The sequence below is a fragment of the Synechococcus elongatus PCC 6301 genome (assembly GCF_000010065.1).
GTDB lineage: Bacteria > Cyanobacteriota > Cyanobacteriia > Synechococcales > Synechococcaceae > Synechococcus > Synechococcus elongatus.
This window is the reverse complement of the sequence record NC_006576.1, coordinates 1987594-2010456: the sequence shown is the minus strand read 5'-3', so window position 1 is coordinate 2010456 and position 22863 is coordinate 1987594. Positions and strand designations below refer to the sequence as shown.

Sequence of the window (22863 nt, the reverse complement as noted above, 5' to 3'; positions counted from 1 at the left end):
ATTACCTTAGTGGCGACGGGCAGTGCTCTCTTGGGCGGCTGCACTGAAACCAGTAGTTCACCTGCCTCGGCGCCCAGTGTGGTGCCCGAGGCAGCAGCCAATCAAGCAGCTGAGGCTCCCCGTGCTAATGCCCCTCGGCCCCAACTCGCTAAGACAGCCACGATGCAACTGGCTGTTCAAGATGTGCCCACAGCGGTACGGTCGGCGCAAGCGATCGTGAATCGAGAGCAGGGGGACATTTTGCAGCAGACCGAGTCCAGCGGCGATTCCCCCAGTGCCACCCTGCAGGCGCGGATCCCCGCAGACCGGTTAGAGACCGCGATCGCCGCCTTTCGGGCTCTCGGGCGGGTCGATACCGTCAATGTTCAAGCGGAGGATGTCGCCCGACAGCTCACAGATTTACAAGCCCGACTGACCAATTTAGAGCGCACCGAACGGGCTCTTCAGAGCATTCTCGATCGCGCTACTAAGGTGGAAGACGTGCTCAAAGTGACCGAGCGACTGAGCAGCACGCGGGAACAAATCGAGCAGCTCAAAGCAGAACAACTCAACCTCCGCACTCGTGTCGCCTATTCAACGATCACCCTGCAATTCCAATCGCAAATCCTGGGAGAAACGGCCCTACCAGCCTTTGCCCCAGAACTGGAGACCGCTTGGCGTCAATCCTCGCAGTCAGTCTTGCTACTCATCCGGAGTTTGTTGGTAGCCGGCGTTTGGATCGTGGCCTACAGCCCCCTCTTCCTGCTGTTGATCGGCGGCGGCTACGGTCTGTTGCGCTACCAGCAGCGGAGCACCACGACTAGCAGCGATCGCAGGGACCAACCGCCCCAGCAGCCGCAGGCTTAGCCGAGCCGAGCCCGACTCAGGGGTGCTGAATTCTAGCTGCCCTCCCAGCAGGTCGAGCAACTGCTGTCCGATCAAGATCGAGAGGCCTTGACCTTGCAGGCTTTGCTCAAGGTTGGCCACATCAGTCCAAGCCGGTCCATCGTGGTCAATCTCAACCCACCAATCCGACTGCTCTGCTCGGATGCGTAGCTGAATCTGCGTACAACCAGGCGCAGCGATCGCGGCTTGCAGCCAATGCAGCAGACAGTGCTCTAGCGCTCGGCGATCGCTGTTGACCATCGGCAGGGTTGACCAATCGGTCGGCCAATGCAGGGCAAGATTGCGGCCGGCGGCGATCGGTTGCAACACCGTTTGCAGTCGCGTCAACACTGGGGCGATCGCCAGATCTTCAAAGCGCAACGGTAGCCGACCGCTCTGCCATTGGGAGACAACAATTAACTGATCGAGTAATTGCAACAGTCGTCTTGCGGCTATCTGCGATCGCTGCACAGCCACCCGTTCTTCAGCAGGGCTTTCGCACAGATCCGCCAGAATCAACTGATTCAAGCTCATCAGCGTACTGAGGGGCGATCGCAGTTCGTGGGCCGCTCGGGCCAGATAACCAGCTTGAAACTGAGCAAGTGCTGCTTGCAACTCCGAATTGAGTAAGCGCTGTTTGAGCTCATTGTCGGGCAGCGCAGCTGGAGTGCGGGGCAACTCGGGTCCTGTGGCTGCTTCCGTAGAAGTCTCCTTAATCCCCGGTTGAGACAGGTCACGAATACTTTGAAAAAGGCTGGCGATTGTCAAACCACCTGCAAAACCTGCCAACAGAGTCCAGCCACTGGCCATGCTGACCTACTGCCCCAGACCAAGAACAACTTGCTTGATCGTCGTCAAGGTTTCTAGGGTGATCCGTCCGCGGCGATAGCCCTTTTGATTGCTCATCCCTAGGGCAATTTCGTTACTGTGGCGCGGGCTACGGCTAAAGCGGGGTGAGGCATTGACATGCACCATGGCGCTGTTCAGTTCGCGGCTGAAAGCACGACTATCTTCATAGGAGTCGGTGACAATACTGTCGGCATGGCCGCTGCTGTGGGTATTGATCCAGTCGGTTGCCGCTTCGATGCCAGGCACGAGCTTAAAGGCCACGGTTCGACTGAGGTAGGGGCGGGACCAATCTTCGTGGCGGGCGAGTTCCAACTCCGGCATTTCCTGCACAAGTTCCTCATCGCCCTTGAGCCTAAAACCTTTGCTGCGCAGGCTATCCATCAAGACCGTCAGCTTGCTGAGGTTGCAATCACGATCGATCAACACTTTTTCGATCGCGTTGACGGCATCCGGTTCACTGGCATGGCTATCCAAGATCATCCAGCGCACCGTTTCTAGCTCACCGCCACTAGCCCAGTAGAGGTAGCAGTTGCCCATGCTGGTGCGAAGCACAGGGGATGTTGCGAGGCGTGCCACCTGCTGCACCAACTCAGGCCTTCCGTAGGGAATCACCAAGTCAATCCACTGATCTTGGGTGACAAGGGCTGCCAGACTCGTGGCTGGATCATCCTCGGGCAGCGAGATCAAGCTCGTCGTCGGTAGCTCCGTCGACTCCAGCGCCTCTTGCATGACAGAGACGATCGCCTGATTGGTATGCACGGCCTCAGTGCCGCCCTTGAGCAGAATGCTATTGCCCACGCGCAGACAAAGACCTGTCGCGATCGCCGCCAATTCCGGTAGCGCCTCATAGACAAAGGCGATGACACCCAAGGGCATCAGCTGACTGTAGGCCTGACTATGTTCATGCTGGAAGCTTGCCCGCATCACCTGCTGAATCGGATCGGATCGCACGCTGAGGCGTTCCAAAATTTCGACCGTGCGATCGAGTCGTTCGGGGGTCAGCTTCAGCCAGCGCCGCAGCAAGTCTGGCATCTCGCTATCTTGGCAGGCTTCTAAATCCAGCGTATTAGCTTCCAGAATGCCGTCTCGGGCGGAATCGATGGCTTGGGCAATCGCTTGGAGTGCTTGGCTGCGCACGAGGGGCTTAGTGCGTGCCAACTGATTAGCAGCTTGATAAGCCTGGTAGACAAATGCCCGAGCGGGTGCTGCCATTCTTGTGATTGCCAAACGTTCCAGAGAGGACGACAACGAAAGCCGTAATCGTTTTCCTAGGGTAGCGGTCTCTGTGGCTCTGCACACCGCTCAAGTGCAAAACGCTGACTTCCGTAAAAGTTCAACAGGTTACTGTTGACGAAGTAGTTATTTTGGAAGCGGGTAACGCGATTCGAACGCGCGACATTCACCTTGGCAAGGTGACGCTCTACCACTGAGCTATACCCGCAAACCGGCAAACCGGTGATTTTTATTAAGCCAAAAACTTAATGGCTTGTCAACCCCTTAGCTTAAGTTCCGGCAAAATTGCTTGGAGCCGCCGCCAGAGGCAGGGTTTGGCGAGGAACCTCTCCCGTCGTGCTGCGGATCTGGTGCATAAGGCTCGCCATCTCCAGCGCACTGAGGGCGTAGTTCCAGCCGAGGTTGCTCTTGATGCCTGCTCGCTCTAGCGCCTGCTGCAGGTTATCCACTGTCAGCACCCCAAAGGCGATCGGGATGCCGGTTTGTAGACTGGTTGCCGCCACCCCTTTAGCGACTTCGCTGGCGACGTAGTCAAAGTGGGGGGTTTGGCCGCGAATCACCGCACCTAGACAGATGATCGCATCGTAGCGACCCGTGAGGGCCAATTGGCGAGCCACGAGGGGAATCTCGAAACTGCCCGGAACCCAGGCGTAATCCACCTGCGTTCCTTGCGGATCTGGATCAACCCCATGCCGCTTGAGGCAGTCTTGGCAACCGGCCAAGAGCTTTTCGCAGACGAGATCATTGAACCGGCCAATGACCACGGCCAGTCGGAACTGACTGGCATTGACAAAACTGCCTTCAAAAACGGCCATAGCGGTTCTTTAAACGACGAAGTAGTTCAAGACGCCCACGAGCACCACGAGGGCAGTCCAAGCGAGGCCACCCACCAAGATCAGGCGGTTGGATTGGACACGATCGCCATTGGTGGCGTAGAGCACCGGCACGCCCACAATCAACACAAAGGACATCACCACTAGCAACAGCAGTGCCAGTTGGAAGAGGATTACCATCGCAAGTCTCCCAGTTTTGCAGCAGTCTGTATCGACAACACCGAAGCTTGCCTAGGCTGCTGAGGAGCAAAAATTTAAGACTTCTGCTCTGAGCCAATGATTGGCAAGTTTGCTTGCCATCTTCCCATAAACTGCGAGAGCCAACAGCAGCGAGAATAGGGCGAGCCAGCTGTTGTTACATTTTTTTGCTGAACAAGGGAATTTTTGTGCGTGCTTCCGATCGCTGGGCTGCAGTCATTGTGGGACTCAGTCTGCTGTTTCGTACTGGGGTGGCTTGGGTATTGCCTTCGGGATATGACGAGGTTTACTACCACCTCTATACCCAGCATCCAGCCCTGAGCTACTTCGATCATCCAGCCGCCGTGGGCATCAGTGCGGCGATCGGGACTGCGCTGCTGGGAAGCGCCTCAGCCTTAAGCTTACGTCTAGCAACGCTGGGTATTTTCAGCCTTGCTTTGGTCGGGGTTTATCGGATCGGATGCCGCTTGTTTTCAGAACGGGTAGGACTCGTGGCCATGGCGATCGCAGCGATCGCGCCGATTATGCAGGTCGGAGCGGGAATCTTGGTGCTGCCCGATGGCCCACTGATTCTGTTTGCAACCGTGGCTGCTTGGTTAGGGGCGATCGAGTTTTTCCCAAAAAGTCCCTATCAGCCCAGCCCTCGACTGATTGGCATCTGTGTAGCGCTGGGGCTCGCCTGTTTGAGCAAGTACCACGCCTTTGTCTTGGGCGCAGGCCTTGTCGGTTTTTGTCTGACTAGTGCTCGCCATCGAGTGGTTTTTCGCAGTCGCTGGTTCTGGCTAGGAGCGATCGCCTTTGCGGTCTGTCTGCTACCGCTGCTGATTTGGAATGGCCAGCAAGACTGGATTTCGCTGCGCTTTCAGTCGGGGAGAGTGGAGAGCGATCGCTTCTACTCCATCGGGGATGCACTGTTGGCGCTACTGGTCAACTTTGGCTACCTCTTCCCGACCTTGGGCATCCCTTTATTTGCCAGCATTGGCATCACACTCTACCAACTGTGGCGGCAGCCCATTGAGCTTGAGCGCAACGAGCGCTATGCCTTCTTGCTCTGGCTGAGTGCACCGATCGTGCTGTTGTTCACGGTGCTGGGCGGTCGCATCCAGATTTTGCCAACTTGGACGATGCCGGGCTACTGGTTCGCGACCCTGTTGCTGGCAGCTCAAGTTGTGAATTGGTGGCAAGCCCATCCCAAATCACGCCGTGTCCAACGCTGGCTGGTGGGTTCAGCGATCGCGGTGGTCTTACTCAGCAGCTTGGCAGTTGGGCAAGTGCGCTGGGGCTGGCTGCAAAGTCCCGGCAGTCCTTTGGGGTTACCGCTGATTCCCGCCTATGACGATGGATCGACGGAGCTACTGCAACCGGAGCAGATTCGAGCCGCAATCGCGGAACGTCCCGACTTGCTGGCACGCCTCAAAGCCGCCGACTTCTACGCGTCCAATCAGTTTTTCTTGCCGGGCTACTTTGCCCTGGCGATCGATCCGCTGGTACCCAAGCCCTTCCACATTGTTTGGCACGGATCCGCGTGGTTTTGCCTTCTGGTCAAACCCGGAGGATTGGCTCGGGAAAAATGCTGTCCTGTGGACGACTGAGCGTTTTCAGGAGGAATGGCCCCAAAGCATCGAGCGCTACTTTGAGAAGATTGAGTGGCTGGCCGACGTCCCCATCTCTCGCGCTGGCGTTCCCGTCCAAACCATTCGTCTGTACTGGGGTGAACGGATGCAGGTGCCCTACGATGGCTGGCCTTACTAGCTGCAACGCATGACAACTTCTGAGCTTCCGGAGCATTTGGCTAAGCACGAGGTGCGCTATGCCGATCACCGTCAGGTGGAGCGCGATCGCCTGACGCCGATGATGCAGCACTACGCCGAGGTCAAGGATCAGCATCTGCAGCAGATCCTGCTCTATCGGATGGGCGACTTTTTCGAGTGCTTCTTTCAGGATGCGATCGTGGTTGCCCGCGAGCTAGAGCTGGTGTTGACCAGCAAGGAAGCAGGGAAAGAAGTCGGGCGTGTGCCGATGGCGGGCATTCCCTATCACGCCCTCGATCGCTATGCCAGCCAGTTAGTTGAGAAGGGTTACGCGATCGCGATCTGCGATCAGGTAGAAACGGCTGCTCAGGCGCAAGGGCCGCTCGTCCGCCGCGAAATCACGCGGATCATCACACCGGGCACCATCCTCGAAGAGGGAATGCTGCAGGCACGCCGCAATAACTTTTTGGCAGCGGTCGTGATCGCCGGCGAGCATTGGGGGCTGGCCTACGCAGATAGCTCCACTGGTGACTATTGGACGAGCCAAAGTACTGGTCTGGAGGGACTGACCCAGGAGCTCTATCGCCTGCAACCCTCAGAAGTGCTCTTTCCCAGTGCCGCACCGGATTTAGCCGGATTGCTGCGGCCGGGGCAGTCCAAGCCGCAACAGATTCCCGACTGCTTGCCGGATTCGTTTTGCTACGCCCTGCGATCGCCCATGCCCTTTGAATTGCATGAGGCACGGCAGCGGTTGCTGGAACATTTCCAACTGCGATCGCTGGAAGGCTGTGGCTGTGAGCAATTACCCTTGGCGATCCGTGCTGCTGGTGGTCTCCTGGACTACTTGGGAGAAACCCAGCGGGAAAGCCTTGCGCCATTACAAAAGCCGCGTACCTATTCGCTGTCGGAGTTTTTAATCCTCGATCAACAAACCCGCCGCAATTTAGAGATCACTCAAACTCAGCGGGATGGCAGCTTCCACGGCTCGCTGCTCTGGGCGCTCGATCGCACGATGACTAGCATGGGTGGCCGCCTGTTGCGCCGCTGGTTGCTGCAACCCTTGCTCAACCCTGAGGCGATTCGCAACCGCCAAGCCGCGATTCAAGAACTCTGTCAGGATGGGCGACTTCGGCAGGATCTGCGATCGCTACTCCAGAAGATCTACGACCTTGAGCGGCTCTCAGGCCGCGCTGGTGCTGGGACGGCCAATGCCCGCGATCTCTTGGCGCTGGCGGAGTCGTTGCTACGCCTACCGGAGCTGGCCCAGTTACTCAGTCGTGCCCAATCACCCTTGCTGGCGCAATTACAGCAGGTGCCACCGGAACTGGAGCAGTTGGGCGATCGCCTCCAGCAGCATTTAGTCGAATCGCCCCCCTTACAACTGACTGAAGGCGGGTTGATTCGATCCGGGGTTGCGATCGCCTTGGATGAGTTGCGGCAACAAGTCGAGAGCGATCGCCAGTGGATTGCCAGCCTCGAAGCCAGCGAGCGTACTGCGACTGGCATCAACAGCCTCAAGGTGGGTTACAGCAAAACCTTCGGCTATTTCATTAGCCTGAGTCGTAGCAAAGCCGATCAGGTGCCCGATCACTACATCCGCCGCCAAACCCTGACCAACGAAGAGCGCTTTATTACACCGGATCTAAAGGAGCGGGAAAGCCGAATCCTCAATGCTCAGACGGATCTCAATCAACTGGAATACGACCTTTTTGTTGGGCTGCGCAGCGAAGTCAGTCACCATGTCGAAACAATCCGCGCGATCGCCACAGCAGTCGCTGCCGCTGATGTCTTAGCAGCTTTAGCGGAGGTAGCAGTCTACCAAAACTATTGCTGCCCTGAGATTCGTGACGATCGCCAGTTGGCGATTCAGGATGGTCGCCACCCAGTCGTTGAGCAGGCTTTGCCGAGCGGCTTTTATGTACCCAATAGTTGCGGCCTCGGTAGCGATCGCGGCCCAGATCTAATTGTTTTGACCGGGCCGAATGCCAGCGGCAAAAGTTGTTATTTACGACAGGTTGGCCTCATTCAACTGCTGGCTCAAATTGGTAGTTTTGTTCCCGCGAAGAATGCCCAAGTTGGAATTTGCGATCGCATCTTCACCCGCGTTGGAGCCGTCGATGATCTGGCAACTGGCCAATCAACTTTCATGGTGGAGATGGACGAAACGGCTAACATCCTCAACCATGCCACCGCGCGATCGCTGGTCTTGCTGGATGAGATTGGTCGCGGTACCGCCACCTTTGATGGCCTCTCGATCGCCTGGGCTGTGGCGGAATATCTAGCAAGGGAAATCCAAGCCCGCACGATTTTTGCAACGCACTACCACGAGCTGAATGAGCTGTCAGGCCTGCTCAAGAACGTCGCCAACTTCCAAGTCACCGTTAAAGAACTGCCCGATCGCATTGTCTTCCTGCATCAAGTTCAGCCGGGGGGCGCCGATCGTTCCTATGGCATTGAAGCAGCGCGGCTCGCAGGTTTACCCAGCGAGGTGATCGATCGCGCCCGTGAAGTGATGAGCCGCATTGAAAAACACAGCCGCATTGCTGTGGGGTTACGGCGTGGCAATGGTAGCCAGCGTCGGACTCAGGCGTCGCCCCAGCAGATAGATGCCACGATCGCTACTGAACAATTGGGCCTCTTCAGTGGTCCTTCGCACTAATTGCTCGCGTCTTGCATTGAACGGAGAGATAAGAGAGGAATCTAGGCACTCCCGGGAGAGTCCGCGTAGGAGTGAGCAGTCACTGTTACACAGTCAAAGCATTGCTGCGAACTGTCGCAGAGCCGCAACACAAGGCTTGGCCAGCAAAGCAGCTTTCTAGGATTGAAGTTGCCCTGCTGGACGCAATGTCACTATGACCAAGCTTGCAAAGCTCGATGCTGAGTTGCACGATCAGCTCGATGTCACTGCCAATAGCCAAAAACGCAACCCCAATCCTTGGGGGATGTCCTCCTCACGCTCTCGAGCTCTCGTTGCAGCCCGACTCAACACCCCTGAATTGCTTAGCTATTTCCAAGGTCGTTACGACAATGCTTGGCGACGACTCCACTCCTAAGAGAGTATTGTGGGTCACAAACCCAGCCTAAGATTCAGACAAAAAAGGGGAGAAATCATGATGATTTCTCCCCTTTTTAATACGGTTTTGACTGTTGCTTTAGCCTTGGACGCGATCTTTGAAAAGCTTGCCAGCAGTGAAAGCAGGAACTTTTTTAGCAGGGATCAAGATTTTGTCGCCAGTTTTGGGATTGAGGCCCTGACGCTCGGAGCGCTCGCGCGCTTCGAAGGCTCCAAAGCCCAGAATGGACACTTTTTCACCTTCGACTACGGTATCGACAATAACGTCGACCAAAGCATCAATCGCGGCAGCAACTTGCACTTTAGTCAGGCCAGTCCGTACTGCCACCTGATCGATGAGTTCACCCTTATTCATGATGAAAAGTAGATTTGAGCGGGTCTCGCAAATAATACAGCACTCTTTTTTGAAGTGGAAGGCCTAAAGTCTTGCGGCGACTGCTTTTTCAGGGTTCTTTTCTGTAGAAATGGTTACAAGAGCATCCCTAGACGGTCTAGATGAGCCATAGGAGCAGCGATCGCTGGCTCCAATTTCCCCAAGATTCAGGCCCTGACTTGGCTCTCTGCCGAGCGATCGCGCGAGGAGACAGGGGAGTTGAGATCACCGCCACTCGGTCTGCTGCCCACAAGAAACCCCTGTGACCGCAAGGCCAGCAGGGGTCGTAGCCATGAATTGTGCAAGGAAGTGGCGCTTAGGCTGCAACAGGGTCGCGACTGACTTCTCGAATTGAAGCGGGAGGTTGTCGTCGCAAGGTGTGCAGCGTGTATTGTCGTGATCGAAAAGCTTCGATTAAGAAATGACAGGCGGTTTCTGGCTGGGTATGACTGCCGCAGGTAAAGACATCGACAGCAGCGTAGCCAGATTCAGGCCAAGTATGAATTGAAATATGGGATTCAGCGAGCAGGGCCAATGCAGTGACGCCCTGGGGCTCAAAACGGTGGCAGGTTTCTTGTAAGAGCGTTGCCCCAGCCTCGGTTGCGGCAGCCCGCAAGTTGGCTTGGATTTGGTCGGCATCATTGAGCAACTCGGCAGGGCAGCCGTACAGCTCCAAAATGCAGTGGGTACCCACAGCTCCTGGCGGCTCAAAGGTTTCTTGCTCGAGGTAGAACGAGGTCATCGGACACACAACTCCTGTGCTAGTGAAAAGGCCTATTGGCAGGGCCAACAGGTCTTCGGTCTCTCATCATAGGGGATCTCTGAAATCGCGCGAATGCTAGGGGCAGCCTTGGTTTGACTGCGATCGCAATCCCCGTGGTTTAATGGCTGCGACGGTTGCCCTAGCAAACTGTGATGCGCCTCCCTCCTCTGTCTTTTCGATCGCGATCAACCCAAGGATTGACTGTGGGAGAACTGCTGCTCGGCCTCCTCGTAGCCGCAGTGATTTTGGGCGGTGGTTGGTGGGTTTGGCAGCGATCGACGCCTAGTGCTCAACCATCAAGCTCGCTGACCCATCTGCCCCAACGCCCCGCATGAAAACGCGATCGCGACCGCCGCGGCGTTTGGCCAGCGCTCCCCGTCCACAACCGGCGCGATCCCCCCGACGTCGCCTCAGCCTTGCGCGGCCGGCTCCTAGCCGTCTAGCCAGATTGCGCTGGAGTGTTGGCCTGTTGGGGGTGCTGCAGCTGGGGCTTGTGATCTGGTCCTATCAACTCAGCCGCGAAGCACAGGCTCTGAGCCAGGTTTTCTCCTGTCTCGAACGGCGTCTTAACTATCCAGGGACTTATGCAGGGACGCGCTGCTTGGGGCCATCGGCACCGCTTCAGACTGCAAATGACCCGACTGCACCGTAAGGATTTGAGCGGTCTCCACCCAGCTTTGGTCAAAGGCCGAAAGATGCGTGGTTGTAATCAGCGTCTGAAAACGGTTGGCGATCGCTTCTAGTAATTGTTGCTGTCGCCGAAGGTCCAGTTCTGCTAAGACATCATCCAGCAACAGCAGGGGCGGCTCGCCCAATACTGCTTCGATCAACTCCAGCTCCGCCAACTTGAGCGACAGCACTAAGGTGCGCTGCTGCCCTTGGGATGCTTGAAGCCGGGCTTCAGTACCGTTGATGCTGAGATTGAGGTCATCACGATGGGGGCCAACCAGACTGGTGCGTTGACCTAATTCCGCCGCCCGCCGAGCCTCGATCTGCGCCAGCATTCGTTCTTGCCACGCGATCGCCTCATCGGTGTCGTCGGGGGCCAGCACACTGGGCTGATAGGCCACGATCAGTTGCTCCCGTTGACCACTAATTTCCCTGTGCCAATGGGCAGCCAAGGGCACAAGGCGTTGAATTGCTCGCGATCGCCGCCGCATGATGTGGACACCGAGCTGAGCTAGTTGCCAGTTGAGTGGCGCCAGCAGTGCCAGATCGAGAGACTCTGCCCGCCTCAGCAGGGCATTGCGCTGCCGCAACACGCGCCCGTATTGCTGTTGCAGATGGGCATAGATCGGCTGGAGTTGAATCAGCAGGCGATCGAGCCAGACACGGCGTTGCTGGGGCCCCCCTCGTACCAAGTCCAGGTCAAGGGAGGAAAATTGAACGCTGCAGAGCGAGCCCAGCAGATCAAGCTGTCGCCGTAGGACTTCGCCATCTCGCTGAACCCGCCGCCGACCTTGTTGTTGAAGCTGAATTTGCAACTGTTGCTCGCCGCTGTCGCGCTCAACAACCGCTGTTAGAAGCGCTGACTCAGCTCCGGTCTGAACCAAATCGCGATCGCGACTGACCCGATGCGATCGCAGGGTTGAGAACAGTTCAACGGCTTCCAGCAGATTGGTTTTGCCCTGGGCGTTTTCGCCGAGCAGGATTGTCTTTGGAGCTTGGAACTGCACCGTTTGATCGCGATAGTTGCGAAAGTGTTGAAGGTGAAGGCTATGCAAAAACATCGCGATCGCAGTGCTGCCAAGGCCCAGACAGCTTAGCAGAGCAGCCTCAATGCTATGATTTGGGAGGCAAGGGCATGTAGCTCAGTGGATAGAGCATCAGATTCCGGTTCTGAGAGTCGGGGGTTCGAATCCCTCCATGCTCGTTAGAGACCCTTCAGAGACAGATCGCGGCTGGCCCACAGTCACAATTGCTGAATCCGACGAGTTGGCATCGCTCAGCTCGAGCTGTTGCGAGCCTGTATAGGTCATGCCGCGAATCCCGCCCGGATCCGGCACAAAGTTGAGCGCGCGCAGGGCCGGTTGTTCGGGAACGGGCGCGAACACCGAAACACTGCAACCAGGAATCTCGCGCTTTAGCTCTCGCAGCAGAATATCGAGCAGGCGTTGTCGCACATTTTCTGGCTCTGGCAAAAGTGGATCGACCAGCAGATCCCAGATGGTGGCGTTGAGCGACTCATCACTGGTGGCACGCACAAAACCGATGAGGGTGCGATCGCTGAGCAGGCGAGCCGTGACACAGACAAAGGTATGGTCCAGAGCGATCGCCCACTTTTGCAGATTGCGGCGGGGCTGATCGCACAGCACCAGCAGCTGATTGAGTTCATCGCCAGTAACCTCGCCAACCGCAACCCGCACTCGCACCAGCCGACTGCGATCGCGCACCAAAGGATTTTGCGTCATTCGCCCCTCAACCTGTATTGCGCATGCCAGCCGCAATGCCGTTGATCGTCAGCAATGCTCCGCGCAGCAGTTCCCCTTTGCTATAGCGCGATCGCATCAATCCCGTCGTTTCCGTTTGCTGGCGATACTGCCGCAGGCGTTTAAGCAGGGCGACTTGCAAGAAGCCGAGGGGCACGATCGTACCGTTGCGCAGCTGCACCGATCGCTGCAGTTCGGGGTCGCCATCCAGCAAGCGACCGTGGTTGGTAATCGTCAACACGAGATGACAAGTCAGCTGAAACTCTGCAGCGATTTGGCTGAACACTCGTTCAAACCGCTCTTGATCCTCAGGATTGGCCAGCTCATGCACGTAGTGATGAGCAATCTGCAAATCGACCTTCGCTAGGGTCATCTCGACCTTCGAGATCACCATGCGGAAGAACGGCCACTTCTCGTAGAAGTAGCGCAGCAGGTTGAGGTTCTGCTCCGGGCGCTCCTGCAAAAACTCCTGAAGTGCTGTGCCGACGCCATACCAAGAGGGCAGCAGAAAACGACTCTGCGTCCAGCTAAAGACCCAGGGGATGGCACGTAGACTGCCCAGATCGCGCTTGCCGGTTTTGCGTCGAGCCGGTCGCGAGCTGATTTGCAGTTTGCTGATCTCCTCAATCGGCGTTACCTGATTGAAGAAGTCAACCAGGTCGGGCTGCTCGTACACCAAAGCGCGGTAATGTCGCCGCGATCGCGCCGCCAACTCTTCCATAATTTGGTTCCACGGCTCAATGTCATCAAAGCCGCTACCCAGCAGGCTGGACTGAATCACCGCCGTCGTGATCGTCTCAAGGTTATAGAGCGCCAGTTCGGGCAGGGCGTATTTCGAAGCCAAGACCTCGCCCTGTTCCGTAATCTTGATTCGGCCATCTGTGGTGCGACCCGGCTGGGCCAAGATCGCCTCGTAGGCAGGGCCACCACCTCGACCGACGGAGCCCCCGCGGCCGTGGAAGATCCGCAGCTTGACGCGGTGGTCGCGGGCTACCGTCCCTAGGGCTTTCTGGGCCTTGTGGATCTCCCAGTTACTGCTGAGGAAGCCCGAGTCCTTGTTACTGTCGGAATACCCCAGCATCACTTCCTGCAGCGGTTCAGACTGGGTGGGGTTGAGCTGGGTGTAGAAGGGCAGCTCAAACAGCGCCGTCATCACCCGCGGGGCATTTTGTAAGTCCTCCACAGTTTCAAACAGCGGAATCACCTGAAGCGAACTCTTGCCGGTGACTGGGTCGTAGAGACCAACCTCCTTGGCCAGCAGCAGCACTTCCAGCAGGTCGCTCAGCTCGCGGCTCATGCTGATGATGTAGGTTTGGCAAGCCGCCTCCCCAAATTCTTCCTGTAGCTGCTTGACCATCCGCAGGGTTTCAATGATCTCGCGGGTCGATTCTGAGAACGGCATGCGCGCTGGTACCAGCGGCCGACGGGTTTTCAGCTCTTGAACCAGCCAGGCAGTTCGTTCTGCTTCGCTCAGCTCGTTGTAGGGCTGGGGAAGAATTTGGAGGTATTCACAGATTTCGTTGATCGCGTCGGAATGGCGCGAGCTTTCTTGGCGAATGTCGAGATGGACCAGGTTGAAACCAAAGATCTCGACCTGGCAGATCAACTTCTCTAGCTCGTAACAGCTCAGTCCCGTCTGCTTAAGGTTGTGCTGAATCAGCTTGAGATCTTCGAGAAAGGCCGTACCAGCCTGGTAGAGGGTGCCATCCCGATATTCGGGCAGGGGCGTGGTGGGATCTTTTTCTTGCTGCTGTTGGAGGCGGGTATTGCGATCGCGGGTGTTGTGCAGGCGCTCCAGAATATAGGAGAGCTTGAGGCGATAGGGCTCTTGGCGATAGCGGACCGCTAGCTGCTCATAGGTCTCCGGGAAGAGCATGCTCTCCTGTTCCAACGAGCTGAGCAACTCCGGCAGCACCTCGCTCCAGTGCATCGAGAGGCTGAGCACATTGCGGAGATGTTCAACCGCTGTGATGTAGCGATCGAGGACGAGACTGCGCTGATAGCAAGCGGTTTGCCAAGTGACGGCAGAGGTCACTGAAGGATTGCCATCGCGATCGGAGCCGACCCAAGAGCCGAACTGGCAGAAGTTGTAGCGGGGCGGTTGTAGGTCGGGGAAAGTCCCCTGCAGCGCGAGCCGAAAGCGCTGATAGAGCAGAGGAATGGCCTCAAAGAGGACTTCTTGGAAGTAGTGGAGCGCGTAGTCCACCTCATCCAACACCGTTGGCTTGAACTGGTGGAGCTCATCCGTCCGCCACCAGAGCCGAATCTCCTCGGTCAGCTGCTGACGAATATTCTGCGCTTCAAGCTCTCGAAAGCCTCGGTTTTTGCCTGTTTCGAGCTCATCCAGTTGCCGCAGCAGGTAGGCAATTCGGCGTTGTTTGTCGCGAATCGTGTGGCGGACAATTTCCGTCGGGTGAGCGGTGAAAACCAGCCGAATATCGAGGCGATCGGTCAGCTCTTGGATCATTTGCGGCGGCACATTGAGCTGGCGCAGGCGCGGGAACAGCGTTTGGAAGGTTGCCGGATCTTGGTTGAGCGGAATCACCGCAGCAAAGGGATCGAGCTGATGCTGAGGAATTTCAATGGTGTGCAATCCCTCCGGACTTTCATCTGGTCCTGGCAAGGGTTCCAACCGCGATCGCTCGTAGGCGAGTTGATATTGAGTTTGCTCGTAGTGCTGCTCAACAATATTGATCAGCTGAAAGTAGAGCGCAAAGGCACGGGCAGCCCGAATCGCATCGCTCAACTCTAGGGTTTCAATCACCTGAACCAAGGCTTCGCCGCCCACTTCTGGGGCTTGGCCTTCCGGCGAGGTCAAGTCACGCAGCTGAGTCAGAATATCGACCAGCTCTTGGCCGCACTCTTGGCGCAAAACCACTTCCCAGAGTTCTTCAACCACCGTCAAGCGATGGCGAAGGAAAAACTCCAGCGGAGACGACAGATCCAAATCCGTGGCGAGGGGACTCGAAACGGTTCGGAAAGCATCGTCGGATGACTGGAGAGCAGCACTCATGGCAGTTCGAGCGTTCTGGCAGTAATTCATTCTAGGTGGATTCCCTGATCCCACCACGTCTGACTGGACACAGAACGCAGGGCGGATCTGGACAGTTGCTGACGGGAAGCCGTGATCCCTGAGAGATACAGCGAGCATACGATCTCAAGGAGACCCAGGAGGAACGGACACCGCTGCCTCAGCAGAGACTGGGCTTAACAGGCAACCCCGTAGAGTTTATCGGCGAGTTCCTGTTCTTCGGCCGCCGTCGCTGCGATCGCCTGGACCATAGCAGCTTCTGGGGTTGCTCCGGCAGCAACCTGCCGCAACCACTGCTGGGCAAGATTACCGTCCTGCAAAAGACGCTGAATCGGCAGCAAGAAACAGCTATAACCCCGAGTTTTAGCCAGGGGGAACACTGTCTCATAGAGCGTTTCAATCCAGTCGCGAGCCGCGATCGTGCGGCCATCTTGCCAGTGCTGCAGATCGGCATCGAGGCTGTGGCGGGCTGCTGCTACCTCATTGGCATCACTCAGTTGCACCAATTCATCAGGCGTCAGCCGGCTGGCAATCAGGGGGTCGAGTTGCGGCTGTTCCAACAGCTGCTGCAGCCGAGCTTCTAGCAGAGCTGTAATCGCCAGGAGATCCAAGGGATTGGCAACTAAATCGCAGATCCGCAGTTCCAGTCGGTTGATCTTGTAGGGATGGCGATCGCCATTGGGGCGCACCGAACTCCAGAGATGGCGAACATTTTGCATGCTGCCCGCCGCTAACTGCGCTTCCGTCCAGCGAATGAAATGAGCGTGGCTTTCAAACAGCGGCACTTCCGGCGGTGTTTTCGGGAACAGCTGCCAGCGCGTTGAGTGGGAACCCGTGACTTGGCCATCGAGGAAGGGTGAAGAAGCACTGAGCGCCAGATAAAGCGGGGCTTCGAGCCGAACCAATCGACAGGCTTTGAGAATAGTTTCTGGATCGCTCAGGCCAATGTTGATGTGAATACTGGCGGTGACGACCGTAGTGCCGTAGGACCTTTCGATGAAGTCGTGGTAGGGATTGGTGGGATCCGAGCGGTAGAAGTGATCGCCCCCAGAGAGCGCCAGCGTACTGCCCGGAATGAGCGTGTAGCCGCCCTGCTGCTGGAGATAGGCACGCAGGCGACGCCGCGGTTCCAAAAGATCTAAGAGCAGTCGGTCATAGCAGGGTCGTGGCGGCGTGGTGTATTCGACATTACGGCTGTCGGGTTCCCGCATAAAACCCTGCAAATCGCTACAGATGCGATCGGAAAGTCCGACAACTTGCCCAGACGGCGTACCTGTGTAGACTTCAACTTCAAATCCTTTTGTCAGCTGCACAGTCAGCTCCAAGGGCAATCACAGCATAGCCTCCAGTATCTCCCGATTGCTTTCTAGCGGCAGGCACCGACAACGCGAGCCGTGCGGTACCGGCAGACAACCCCTTGCGATCGCGCCTTAGGGGAACGACAGGAGCCGTTGAGAACTGAGGGCTGGGCTAATGGGTAAGGGACTGGGCAGCAAGCGGGCGTACTCAACCTCGGGCACAATGCTGAGCAAGTGCCCGGGGGTCGAATCCGGCGGATAGACCAGGCTCACCCGCAGATCGGCTTGGCCAGACGGCGGCATCTGGAACTGATAGAGGGTATCAGTACTACCTGATCGCTGACTGAGATGGACATAGTCAGTCTGCCCTTGAAAATCAATGCGGAGCGTCCCCCGGAAGGCCAGAAAATCCTTGGGCTCCGGCAGTGTGCTGAACAACAAACGCTGCAAGCCTTGGCCCCGTAAGCGGAAGTTGAGGACGTATTCCACACCGTAGGTGCCAATGTTTTCGAGCGCCGAATCGGGCATCCGAGTCAGGAGTGAGTTGGCCTGCAGTTCCTGGGTACCGAAGTGTTTCCGCCACGTGGTGGTCAGTGGCACATGGAGCGGCTGTTGCAGATCCGCTTCTAGATTAGCCTCGTAGCGATCGCCCTGGGCCACACCCCCGACGCGACTGAAAACTTGACGTTGTTGAATCCGGAGCAGATCAGCCAAGTAGGTTCTGCCCTCGGCCAGCAGTCGGCGATCGAGTACTGAGAAAAAGGCGTCAGGATCCGGGTTGTGATCGGTAGCAACTACCGCGAGGTGTACAGGACCGTCGCTAACGCCCCGTGCCAGCACGGTTGCCGAACCGCGAGCCGCGATCGGTAGGGAGAAGAGTAGACTGCGCGATCGCGGTGGCAGCACCAGTCCAGCGGGTAGGCGCCAGTCTCGTTTGCCGGTCAGCAAGGAGAGGGCGGCCGCATCACCGGGGCCGGACTTATAGTTCCAGCGACTGTTCGAAAAAACACCCAAGGTTTGGGTAAAGAAAGGACTTTCAAAGGAGGTATTGAGGCTGCCTTCCTGAAAACCAAGGCGCACCGGCCGATCGCTGAAATTCGTGGCGATTACCCCAACGTAGAGTAAGCCGCGATCGCGCGTGCCACCGAATTTTGTGGTGTCACTGGGGCGATAGACATGGTGCAGATGCAGCCCAAACGGCCCGTTAAAGGCATAGGTGGGATTGGCAATCGTCTGCAGATGAGGCGGTACGCGATTCAAATCTGATCCAGTAACCCGCACAAAACCAGGCCCTGTATCAATCAGAATTCCCTCGGACTGCACGATCTCGGGCTGATTGGAATGGGGGACGGGAGTGGTGTTGAACTGTCCTTCTAGGCGACGAACTGGGCTTTGGATAGGAATCGTTTGGGCGATCGCAATTGAAGCTGTCAGCGATGAGAGCAAGGACAGCGCGAGAACCGAAAAGCAGCGAGGAAGTAACCGGCGCATGGGTCTGTTCGCATAGGACGGCGGTGAACCAGTTCCTCACACCTTGAAGCTGACCCAAGGATCAGCACACACTCTATTGATCAGACTAGATTCCCTGAGCTTAGGGCGATCGCGAGCTCTAAGCTTTCTTTTAGAGTGCTGAGTAAAAACCAAAGGCAGCTGCTGTCCTCGACAAGAAATGTAAAGGACCGTTATTCTCAGTCCCCTATTTTGTCAGTATCGTCCCTGAGTCCTCTGAGGTCTTCAATCAGCTGGTTTTCGACCAAGGAATCATCCCGCAGGAATTACATCGACGGCGACGATCGCGATTGTGTGGAGAATTGATCTCCTGATCGACTAGCAAAAGTCTCTACAGTTCTGCGCTTTTAGATCGTATGACTAAGCCGGTTGGGTATTCTAGAAAACTGATCTAGCTGCCGGCTTGACCTTTTAGACATCGCTTGGAGCAGAGCAACTTCCCAATAAGCGTGCAAGGGTTCACCCTTCCAGAGCAATGCTAATTCCCCTGCAGGGCTGTGACTGCGATCATGGTCCCCACCGCTACTGACAAGGTTCAACCAGTTTCAATGAGATCGCAAGAGCCCGACGAAGCCAACATTACATTGGAGACTTGTCGATCGCTGCCCGCAACGTCAAGCCTCAATCTTCAATTGCGATGAATCTACTTTCAGGAATTTCAAATTCATCTTGATTACTATGGATTCTTTTCGATTTTCTGTCTAAAATCTCAAACAGTCGTGATCAGCGATTGAGATCGCAATTATGCCCAAAAAAGCAATTCCTAACCAACCCTTGACGGGTGAAGCATTACTACAACGAGTCCGTGAGCTCCAAGATGCGAGCAAGGATCAAAAAGCACGGGCTTGCGGTTATGTGACGATCACGAAGAACGGTCGTGAGCGAGTCAATTCCTTGCAGTTCCTCAACGCCTTGCTGGAAGCCCAGGGGATTACGCTCGACAACGAACTCAAGTTAGGCCGTGGCCGTACGGGTCGGAGTCCGAGCTTCCGAGTGAGCGTGCAAGATAACGGCAATCTACTCGTTGGGGCTGCCTACACCCGCAAAATGGGGGCTAAGCCAGGCGATGCCTTTACCATCAGCCTTGGACGTAAGCAAATCAAGCTCCAAAAAGTCTCGGAAGATGGTTCTGAAGATACCGAAGAGTAGGCTGTACTGAAGCCCTAGAATGATGCACTAATTCCCTGCTGATTATTCAGTGGGGAATTTTTTTACTGAGTTTTCTCTGTTCGTTCTCCTCAGAACTATAGCGATCGTAGTCACTGAGCCAGCAGGCCAATTGGCCTCAGAATGAGAGCCGACTGAGCAGTGCTAAATCCTGCTGCAACTGTTGAATTTGCAGTAAATCGAGGCGCGCATCGGTCGGATAGTTATCCAGCAACTCGAGCAACGTGAAACGACTATCGCGGGCTACTGACTGTAAAATTGCTCCCCGCAAGGCTTGGCGGCCATCTTGGCCCGACACTCGAGGGGACAGAATTCGGCCGATGCGATCTAAAGCCAGATTACCAAGGGGCGAATAGAGTAAGCGATCGGCAAGCACTGGTGAGAGCGGAATTGAGAAATTAAGCGCCGCTTGCACAGTCTTGGGCTGGAGGTTGCCATAGCGGAGAGCATCTTGCAAAAACCCCGAGGCTTGTCCAGTAACTGCGAGCGATCGCAGATCATCTAGCTCGACCGATCGCGCCCAGGAACCAGCCAACAGGGTTACCCGCTCCGCTGCAATCGCCGTTTTCGCCGAGCCAAAACTAAGGGAAAGACTCAAGAAAAACCAGGCCCAGATACGCAGATATTGACGGAAGTCCCTGAGCTTGGGGGATAGGAAAGTGAACAGAGGCATCGTTGGATGGACGTGATCGCCACCCTAAAGGTTTCAAGCTGAGTTGTCGTTAAGCCGGAGCGACTTCCGAGAGCCGGAAGGTGACGAGTTTGTCCCAATTACCGCCTTCAAACAAGACCGCAACTTTGCCACGGCTGAGGCGTTGCACATAGCCTTGATAGCCGTAATAGATGTCGCTAGGGTTGGTGACACGAACGACAGCACCGGGCAAAATCATGGCGCAAAGGGGAATGGGAGGACTCAGTTGCGATCGCGACCAAACTGACACTGACCTGAGAAGCTCAGCAGTTCGGTCACAGCTTCTATAGTAGGCTAACGGCTCGGGTTGTTTTTGGCCATTGCCGGTGGCGCAAGCCTTGCTGATGAGTCAATCAGTTTTGCTAATTTCTCTGGTGCTATGTCCCTAGAATCGCTCAGCCGCTACGGGCGGCAGATGTCTCAGCTCACGGGCGTACGCGCCATCATGAAGGACATCATTGAGACCTTGCGATCGGGGCAAGGCCAAACTTTTATCAATCTCAGTGCTGGAAATCCCGTCGTTCTGCCTGAGGTGGAGCAGCTCTGGCGCGACTGTACCGCCGATTTACTCGGCAGTGCTGAATACGGTCAGGTGGTGGGTCGCTACGGCACCAGTCAAGGCTATGAACCGCTGATCGCCGCCATCATTCAAGAGTTCAATCAGCGCTACGGCTGGTCGATTAGCGATCGCAATATTTTGATTACGCCCGGTAGCCAGTCTCTCTACTTCTTGGCGGCCAATGCCTTTGGTGGCTGGGCAGAAGATGGCAGCCTTCGCAAAATTCTCTTGCCCCTTAGCCCCGACTATACCGGCTACGGTGGCGTCTGTCTGGAACCGCAGGCGGTGGTTGCGGCTCGACCACAGATTGAACGAATTGGCGATCATCGCTTCAAATACCGTCCTGACTTTGAACAGTTGCAAATTGGCGCCGATACCGGGATGCTGCTGTTTTCGCGGCCCTGCAATCCCACCGGCAACGTCATCAGTGACGCCGAACTAGAGCGTCTGGCGACCCTTGCGGCAGCCCAGAACGTGCCGGTGTTTGTCGACTCTGCCTACGCCCCCCCCTTTCCTGGGCTCAACTTTACGGAGATGACCCCCTTCTTTGGGGACAACATTGTTCACTGCCTCAGCCTCTCGAAGGCGGGTCTGCCTGGTGAACGCCTCGGCATCGCCATTGGTCCAGAGCCGGTGATTCAAGTCTTGGAAGCCTTCCAGACCAATCTTTGCATTCACTCCTCACGCTATGGCCAAGCAATCGCAGCCCGGGCGATCGCCTCAGGCCAGTTGACGGCGATCGCAGAAACCGTGATTCGCCCCTACTACGCCGCAAAATTTGCCCGAGTCGAACGTCAGCTCGATGCCCTCTTGCCGGATTCTTTACCCTGGCGCTTGCACCAAGGAGAAGGTGGCATTTTTGCTTGGCTCTGGTTAGAAGAAGCCCCCCTAGATGATTGGCAAATCTATCAGCAGCTCAAACAAGCGGGCGTAATTGTCGTGCCAGGGAGTTCTTTCTTCCCGGGGCTGCGGGAGGATTGGGTCCATACGCGCCAATGTCTGCGGATCAGCTTGGCAGCTGAAGATCACGAATTGGAGACCGGCATGGAACGCCTCGCCACCACTGTGCAGCAGATCTATCGTCAAGCGCCCATTCCCGCCTAAGCCATGTCTGAATCAACAACAACCATCGAAACCGCTTGGCTGGCGATCGGGCAAATTGTGGCCCCCCAAGGTCTGCGCGGCGAAATGCGGGTCAACCCGAGCAGTGATTTTCCTGAGCGCTTCCTCATTCCTGGCCCGCGCTGGCTGCGTCGACCCCGTCAGACTGAGCCCGAAGTGGTGGAGCTGGAGCGCGGGCGCGCGATCGCCGGCAAAAATCTCTACATCGTGCAACTGGCCGGAATCACCAGCCGAGAGCAGGCTGAAGCATTGCGCGGTTGTGAGTTGCTTGTACCTGCCAGCGATCGCCCCGAACTCGACGAGGGAGAATTTCACGTCTTGGATTTGATTGATCTCAGCGTGATTGACCAAGCCAGCAGCACGCCCCTCGGCATCGTTCGCGATGTCGTCAGCGCGGGTAACGATCTACTGGTTGTGGAACTCACGGATGGGCGCGAGGTCTACATTCCCTTTGTGGAGGCGATCGTCCCAGTGGTTGATCTGGCGCAAGGCCGGATTGAAATCACACCACCGCCAGGGCTGCTTGAGCTTTAGGCAACTCGCCTGAGGACATTCACCAATCCCTCAGGCAGGATCTGCCAGCGTGGCGTGGGTACGCGCCCAGCGGCTCGCCGCCTCAAAGACTGCCTGATTAAAAGGGTCATCCGCCAGCGATCGCCATTCATGGAGGGGCTGCCCCTGGGCGTCTAAATCGCGATAGTCGCCTTCCTCCAAGCGATACTGACTGCGATAGGTGACGGGTTCACCGGCCTCGGGGAAGAAAAGGCTGTCAGCGCGCAGTAACCCTGCGTGTTCAGCAATCGATTGGGGATCGAGCCATTGTTGAGCCGACCCTTCTTGCCAAACGCGCAGCCAGCCTTGCTGCTCGAGTTCAGCAGGATTCAACACCATTAACAACACCAAGATCGACAAGGCTACGATCGCTCGCATGGGAGTTGCGCCTAGCTACGACGACGTTGGGGCCGAATCGGCAACAACCAGAGAGCAAAGAGGAAGAAGAGCAAGCCGTAGAAATGGCTTTCGCCAGGCTGGGGAACCGCACTCGACAGCGGCGCTGGGCTACTGCTGGAGGGGGAAACGGTCGCGAAAATAACAGGTGTCATTCCTCTCAATGTATCAG

Annotated in this window: 22 protein-coding genes, 2 tRNA genes and 1 pseudogene; 10 read left to right on the top strand and 15 right to left on the bottom strand. The window is 56.5% G+C overall.

What is annotated here, in order from left to right; genetic code table 11:
- Nucleotides 1–162 precede the first annotated feature (162 nt).
- Nucleotides 163–711 (top strand): annotated as a pseudogene (locus SYC_RS14185) (DUF4349 domain-containing protein); the annotation flags it as partial.
- Here SYC_RS14185 and SYC_RS14180 read toward each other — a convergent pair.
- From SYC_RS14180 to psbZ, 5 genes are all read right to left on the bottom strand, one after another.
- Nucleotides 682–1674: a sensor histidine kinase gene (locus SYC_RS14180; RefSeq protein ID WP_011244166.1), complete on the bottom strand. Its 993-nt coding sequence runs from the start codon at nt 1672–1674 to the stop codon at nt 682–684. The pseudogene SYC_RS14185 and the gene SYC_RS14180 overlap by 30 nt on opposite strands.
- A gap of 6 nt (nt 1675–1680) precedes the next feature.
- A complete protein-coding gene (locus SYC_RS09880) occupies nt 1681–2925 on the bottom strand; it encodes a glutamate-5-semialdehyde dehydrogenase (protein WP_011244165.1) in 1245 nt (414 codons plus the stop codon).
- A 157-nt stretch (nt 2926–3082) separates the two neighbouring features.
- A tRNA-Gly gene (locus SYC_RS09875) sits at nt 3083–3154 on the bottom strand.
- Between the two features lie 61 nt (nt 3155–3215).
- Nucleotides 3216–3761 carry a 6,7-dimethyl-8-ribityllumazine synthase gene (gene ribH / locus SYC_RS09870; protein WP_011244164.1) on the bottom strand — a complete coding sequence of 182 codons (546 nt, stop codon included), beginning with the start codon at nt 3759–3761 and terminating at the stop codon, nt 3216–3218.
- Between the two features lie 9 nt (nt 3762–3770).
- Entirely contained in the window at nt 3771–3959 is a 189-nt protein-coding gene (gene psbZ / locus SYC_RS09865; protein ID WP_011244163.1) for a photosystem II reaction center protein PsbZ, read from the bottom strand.
- A gap of 206 nt (nt 3960–4165) precedes the next feature.
- Here psbZ and SYC_RS09860 point away from each other — a divergent pair, with 206 nt between their 5' ends.
- The 3 genes from SYC_RS09860 to SYC_RS09850 all read left to right on the top strand — a co-directional run bounded on the left by SYC_RS09860 (nt 4166) and on the right by SYC_RS09850 (nt 8781).
- Nucleotides 4166–5569 carry an ArnT family glycosyltransferase gene (locus SYC_RS09860; RefSeq protein ID WP_011244162.1) on the top strand — a complete coding sequence of 468 codons (1404 nt, stop codon included), beginning with the start codon at nt 4166–4168 and terminating at the stop codon, nt 5567–5569.
- A 169-nt stretch (nt 5570–5738) separates the two neighbouring features.
- Nucleotides 5739–8387, top strand: coding sequence for a DNA mismatch repair protein MutS (gene mutS, locus SYC_RS09855; protein WP_011244161.1), 2649 nt, complete (start codon nt 5739–5741; stop codon nt 8385–8387).
- 193 nt (nt 8388–8580) lie between these two features.
- Complete coding sequence (locus tag SYC_RS09850; protein WP_039755581.1) at nt 8581–8781, top strand: hypothetical protein; 201 nt, start codon at nt 8581–8583, stop codon at nt 8779–8781.
- Between the two features lie 99 nt (nt 8782–8880).
- On the opposite strand, the gene SYC_RS09845 is transcribed toward SYC_RS09850, so the two are convergent.
- Together SYC_RS09845 and speD are read right to left on the bottom strand one after the other, a co-directional pair.
- A complete protein-coding gene (locus SYC_RS09845; protein WP_011244160.1) occupies nt 8881–9156 on the bottom strand; it encodes an HU family DNA-binding protein in 276 nt (91 codons plus the stop codon).
- A 334-nt stretch (nt 9157–9490) separates the two neighbouring features.
- The gene (gene speD / locus SYC_RS09840; RefSeq protein ID WP_011378372.1) at nt 9491–9916 is read right to left on the bottom strand and encodes an adenosylmethionine decarboxylase; all 426 of its coding nucleotides are present in this window, start codon (nt 9914–9916) and stop codon (nt 9491–9493) included.
- A gap of 173 nt (nt 9917–10089) precedes the next feature.
- Between speD and SYC_RS09835 the strand changes: the two genes are divergently transcribed.
- On the top strand, nt 10090–10272 hold the full coding sequence (locus tag SYC_RS09835) for a hypothetical protein (RefSeq protein ID WP_039755580.1): 183 nt from the start codon (nt 10090–10092) through the stop codon (nt 10270–10272).
- 231 nt (nt 10273–10503) lie between these two features.
- Here the strand turns inward: SYC_RS09835 and recF are convergent, their stop codons facing one another.
- Nucleotides 10504–11667 carry a DNA replication/repair protein RecF gene (gene recF / locus SYC_RS09830; RefSeq protein ID WP_011244158.1) on the bottom strand — a complete coding sequence of 388 codons (1164 nt, stop codon included), beginning with the start codon at nt 11665–11667 and terminating at the stop codon, nt 10504–10506.
- Between the two features lie 70 nt (nt 11668–11737).
- Between recF and SYC_RS09825 the strand changes: the two genes are divergently transcribed.
- Together SYC_RS09825 and SYC_RS14005 are read left to right on the top strand one after the other, a co-directional pair.
- Nucleotides 11738–11810: transfer RNA gene (locus tag SYC_RS09825), tRNA-Arg, on the top strand.
- 241 nt (nt 11811–12051) lie between these two features.
- The gene (locus SYC_RS14005) at nt 12052–12393 is read left to right on the top strand and encodes a hypothetical protein (RefSeq protein ID WP_039755578.1); all 342 of its coding nucleotides are present in this window, start codon (nt 12052–12054) and stop codon (nt 12391–12393) included.
- On the opposite strand, the gene ppc is transcribed toward SYC_RS14005, so the two are convergent.
- The 3 genes from ppc to SYC_RS09805 form a co-directional block, all read right to left on the bottom strand.
- Nucleotides 12356–15379 (bottom strand): phosphoenolpyruvate carboxylase, encoded by a 3024-nt coding sequence (gene ppc / locus SYC_RS09815; RefSeq protein ID WP_039755577.1) that lies wholly within the window; start codon nt 15377–15379, stop codon nt 12356–12358. The two genes, SYC_RS14005 and ppc, sit on opposite strands and share 38 nt — an antisense overlap.
- A gap of 194 nt (nt 15380–15573) precedes the next feature.
- Entirely contained in the window at nt 15574–16710 is a 1137-nt protein-coding gene (gshA, locus tag SYC_RS09810) for a glutamate--cysteine ligase (protein WP_011244155.1), read from the bottom strand.
- A gap of 117 nt (nt 16711–16827) precedes the next feature.
- The gene (locus SYC_RS09805) at nt 16828–18186 is read right to left on the bottom strand and encodes a DUF3370 family protein (protein ID WP_011244154.1); all 1359 of its coding nucleotides are present in this window, start codon (nt 18184–18186) and stop codon (nt 16828–16830) included.
- A 762-nt stretch (nt 18187–18948) separates the two neighbouring features.
- Here SYC_RS09805 and SYC_RS09800 point away from each other — a divergent pair.
- Nucleotides 18949–19353, top strand: a complete 405-nt coding sequence (locus SYC_RS09800; RefSeq protein WP_011244153.1) for an AbrB family transcriptional regulator — start codon at nt 18949–18951, stop codon at nt 19351–19353.
- A gap of 136 nt (nt 19354–19489) precedes the next feature.
- Here SYC_RS09800 and SYC_RS09795 read toward each other — a convergent pair whose 3' ends face one another.
- Nucleotides 19490–20044, bottom strand: a complete 555-nt coding sequence (locus SYC_RS09795; protein WP_011244152.1) for an alpha/beta hydrolase — start codon at nt 20042–20044, stop codon at nt 19490–19492.
- 49 nt (nt 20045–20093) lie between these two features.
- Entirely contained in the window at nt 20094–20261 is a 168-nt protein-coding gene (locus SYC_RS13450; RefSeq protein WP_011378378.1) for an NAD(P)H dehydrogenase subunit NdhS, read from the bottom strand.
- A gap of 180 nt (nt 20262–20441) precedes the next feature.
- Here SYC_RS13450 and SYC_RS09790 point away from each other — a divergent pair, with 180 nt between their 5' ends.
- The gene (locus SYC_RS09790; protein ID WP_011244150.1) at nt 20442–21725 is read left to right on the top strand and encodes a valine--pyruvate transaminase; all 1284 of its coding nucleotides are present in this window, start codon (nt 20442–20444) and stop codon (nt 21723–21725) included.
- Between the two features lie 3 nt (nt 21726–21728).
- Nucleotides 21729–22277 (top strand): ribosome maturation factor RimM, encoded by a 549-nt coding sequence (gene rimM, locus SYC_RS13855; RefSeq protein WP_011244149.1) that lies wholly within the window; start codon nt 21729–21731, stop codon nt 22275–22277.
- 30 nt (nt 22278–22307) lie between these two features.
- Here rimM and SYC_RS09780 read toward each other — a convergent pair whose 3' ends face one another.
- Nucleotides 22308–22673, bottom strand: a complete 366-nt coding sequence (locus SYC_RS09780; RefSeq protein WP_011244148.1) for a hypothetical protein — start codon at nt 22671–22673, stop codon at nt 22308–22310.
- A gap of 11 nt (nt 22674–22684) precedes the next feature.
- Complete coding sequence (locus SYC_RS13850) at nt 22685–22846, bottom strand: hypothetical protein (RefSeq protein ID WP_155813916.1); 162 nt, start codon at nt 22844–22846, stop codon at nt 22685–22687.
- Nucleotides 22847–22863 lie beyond the last annotated feature (17 nt).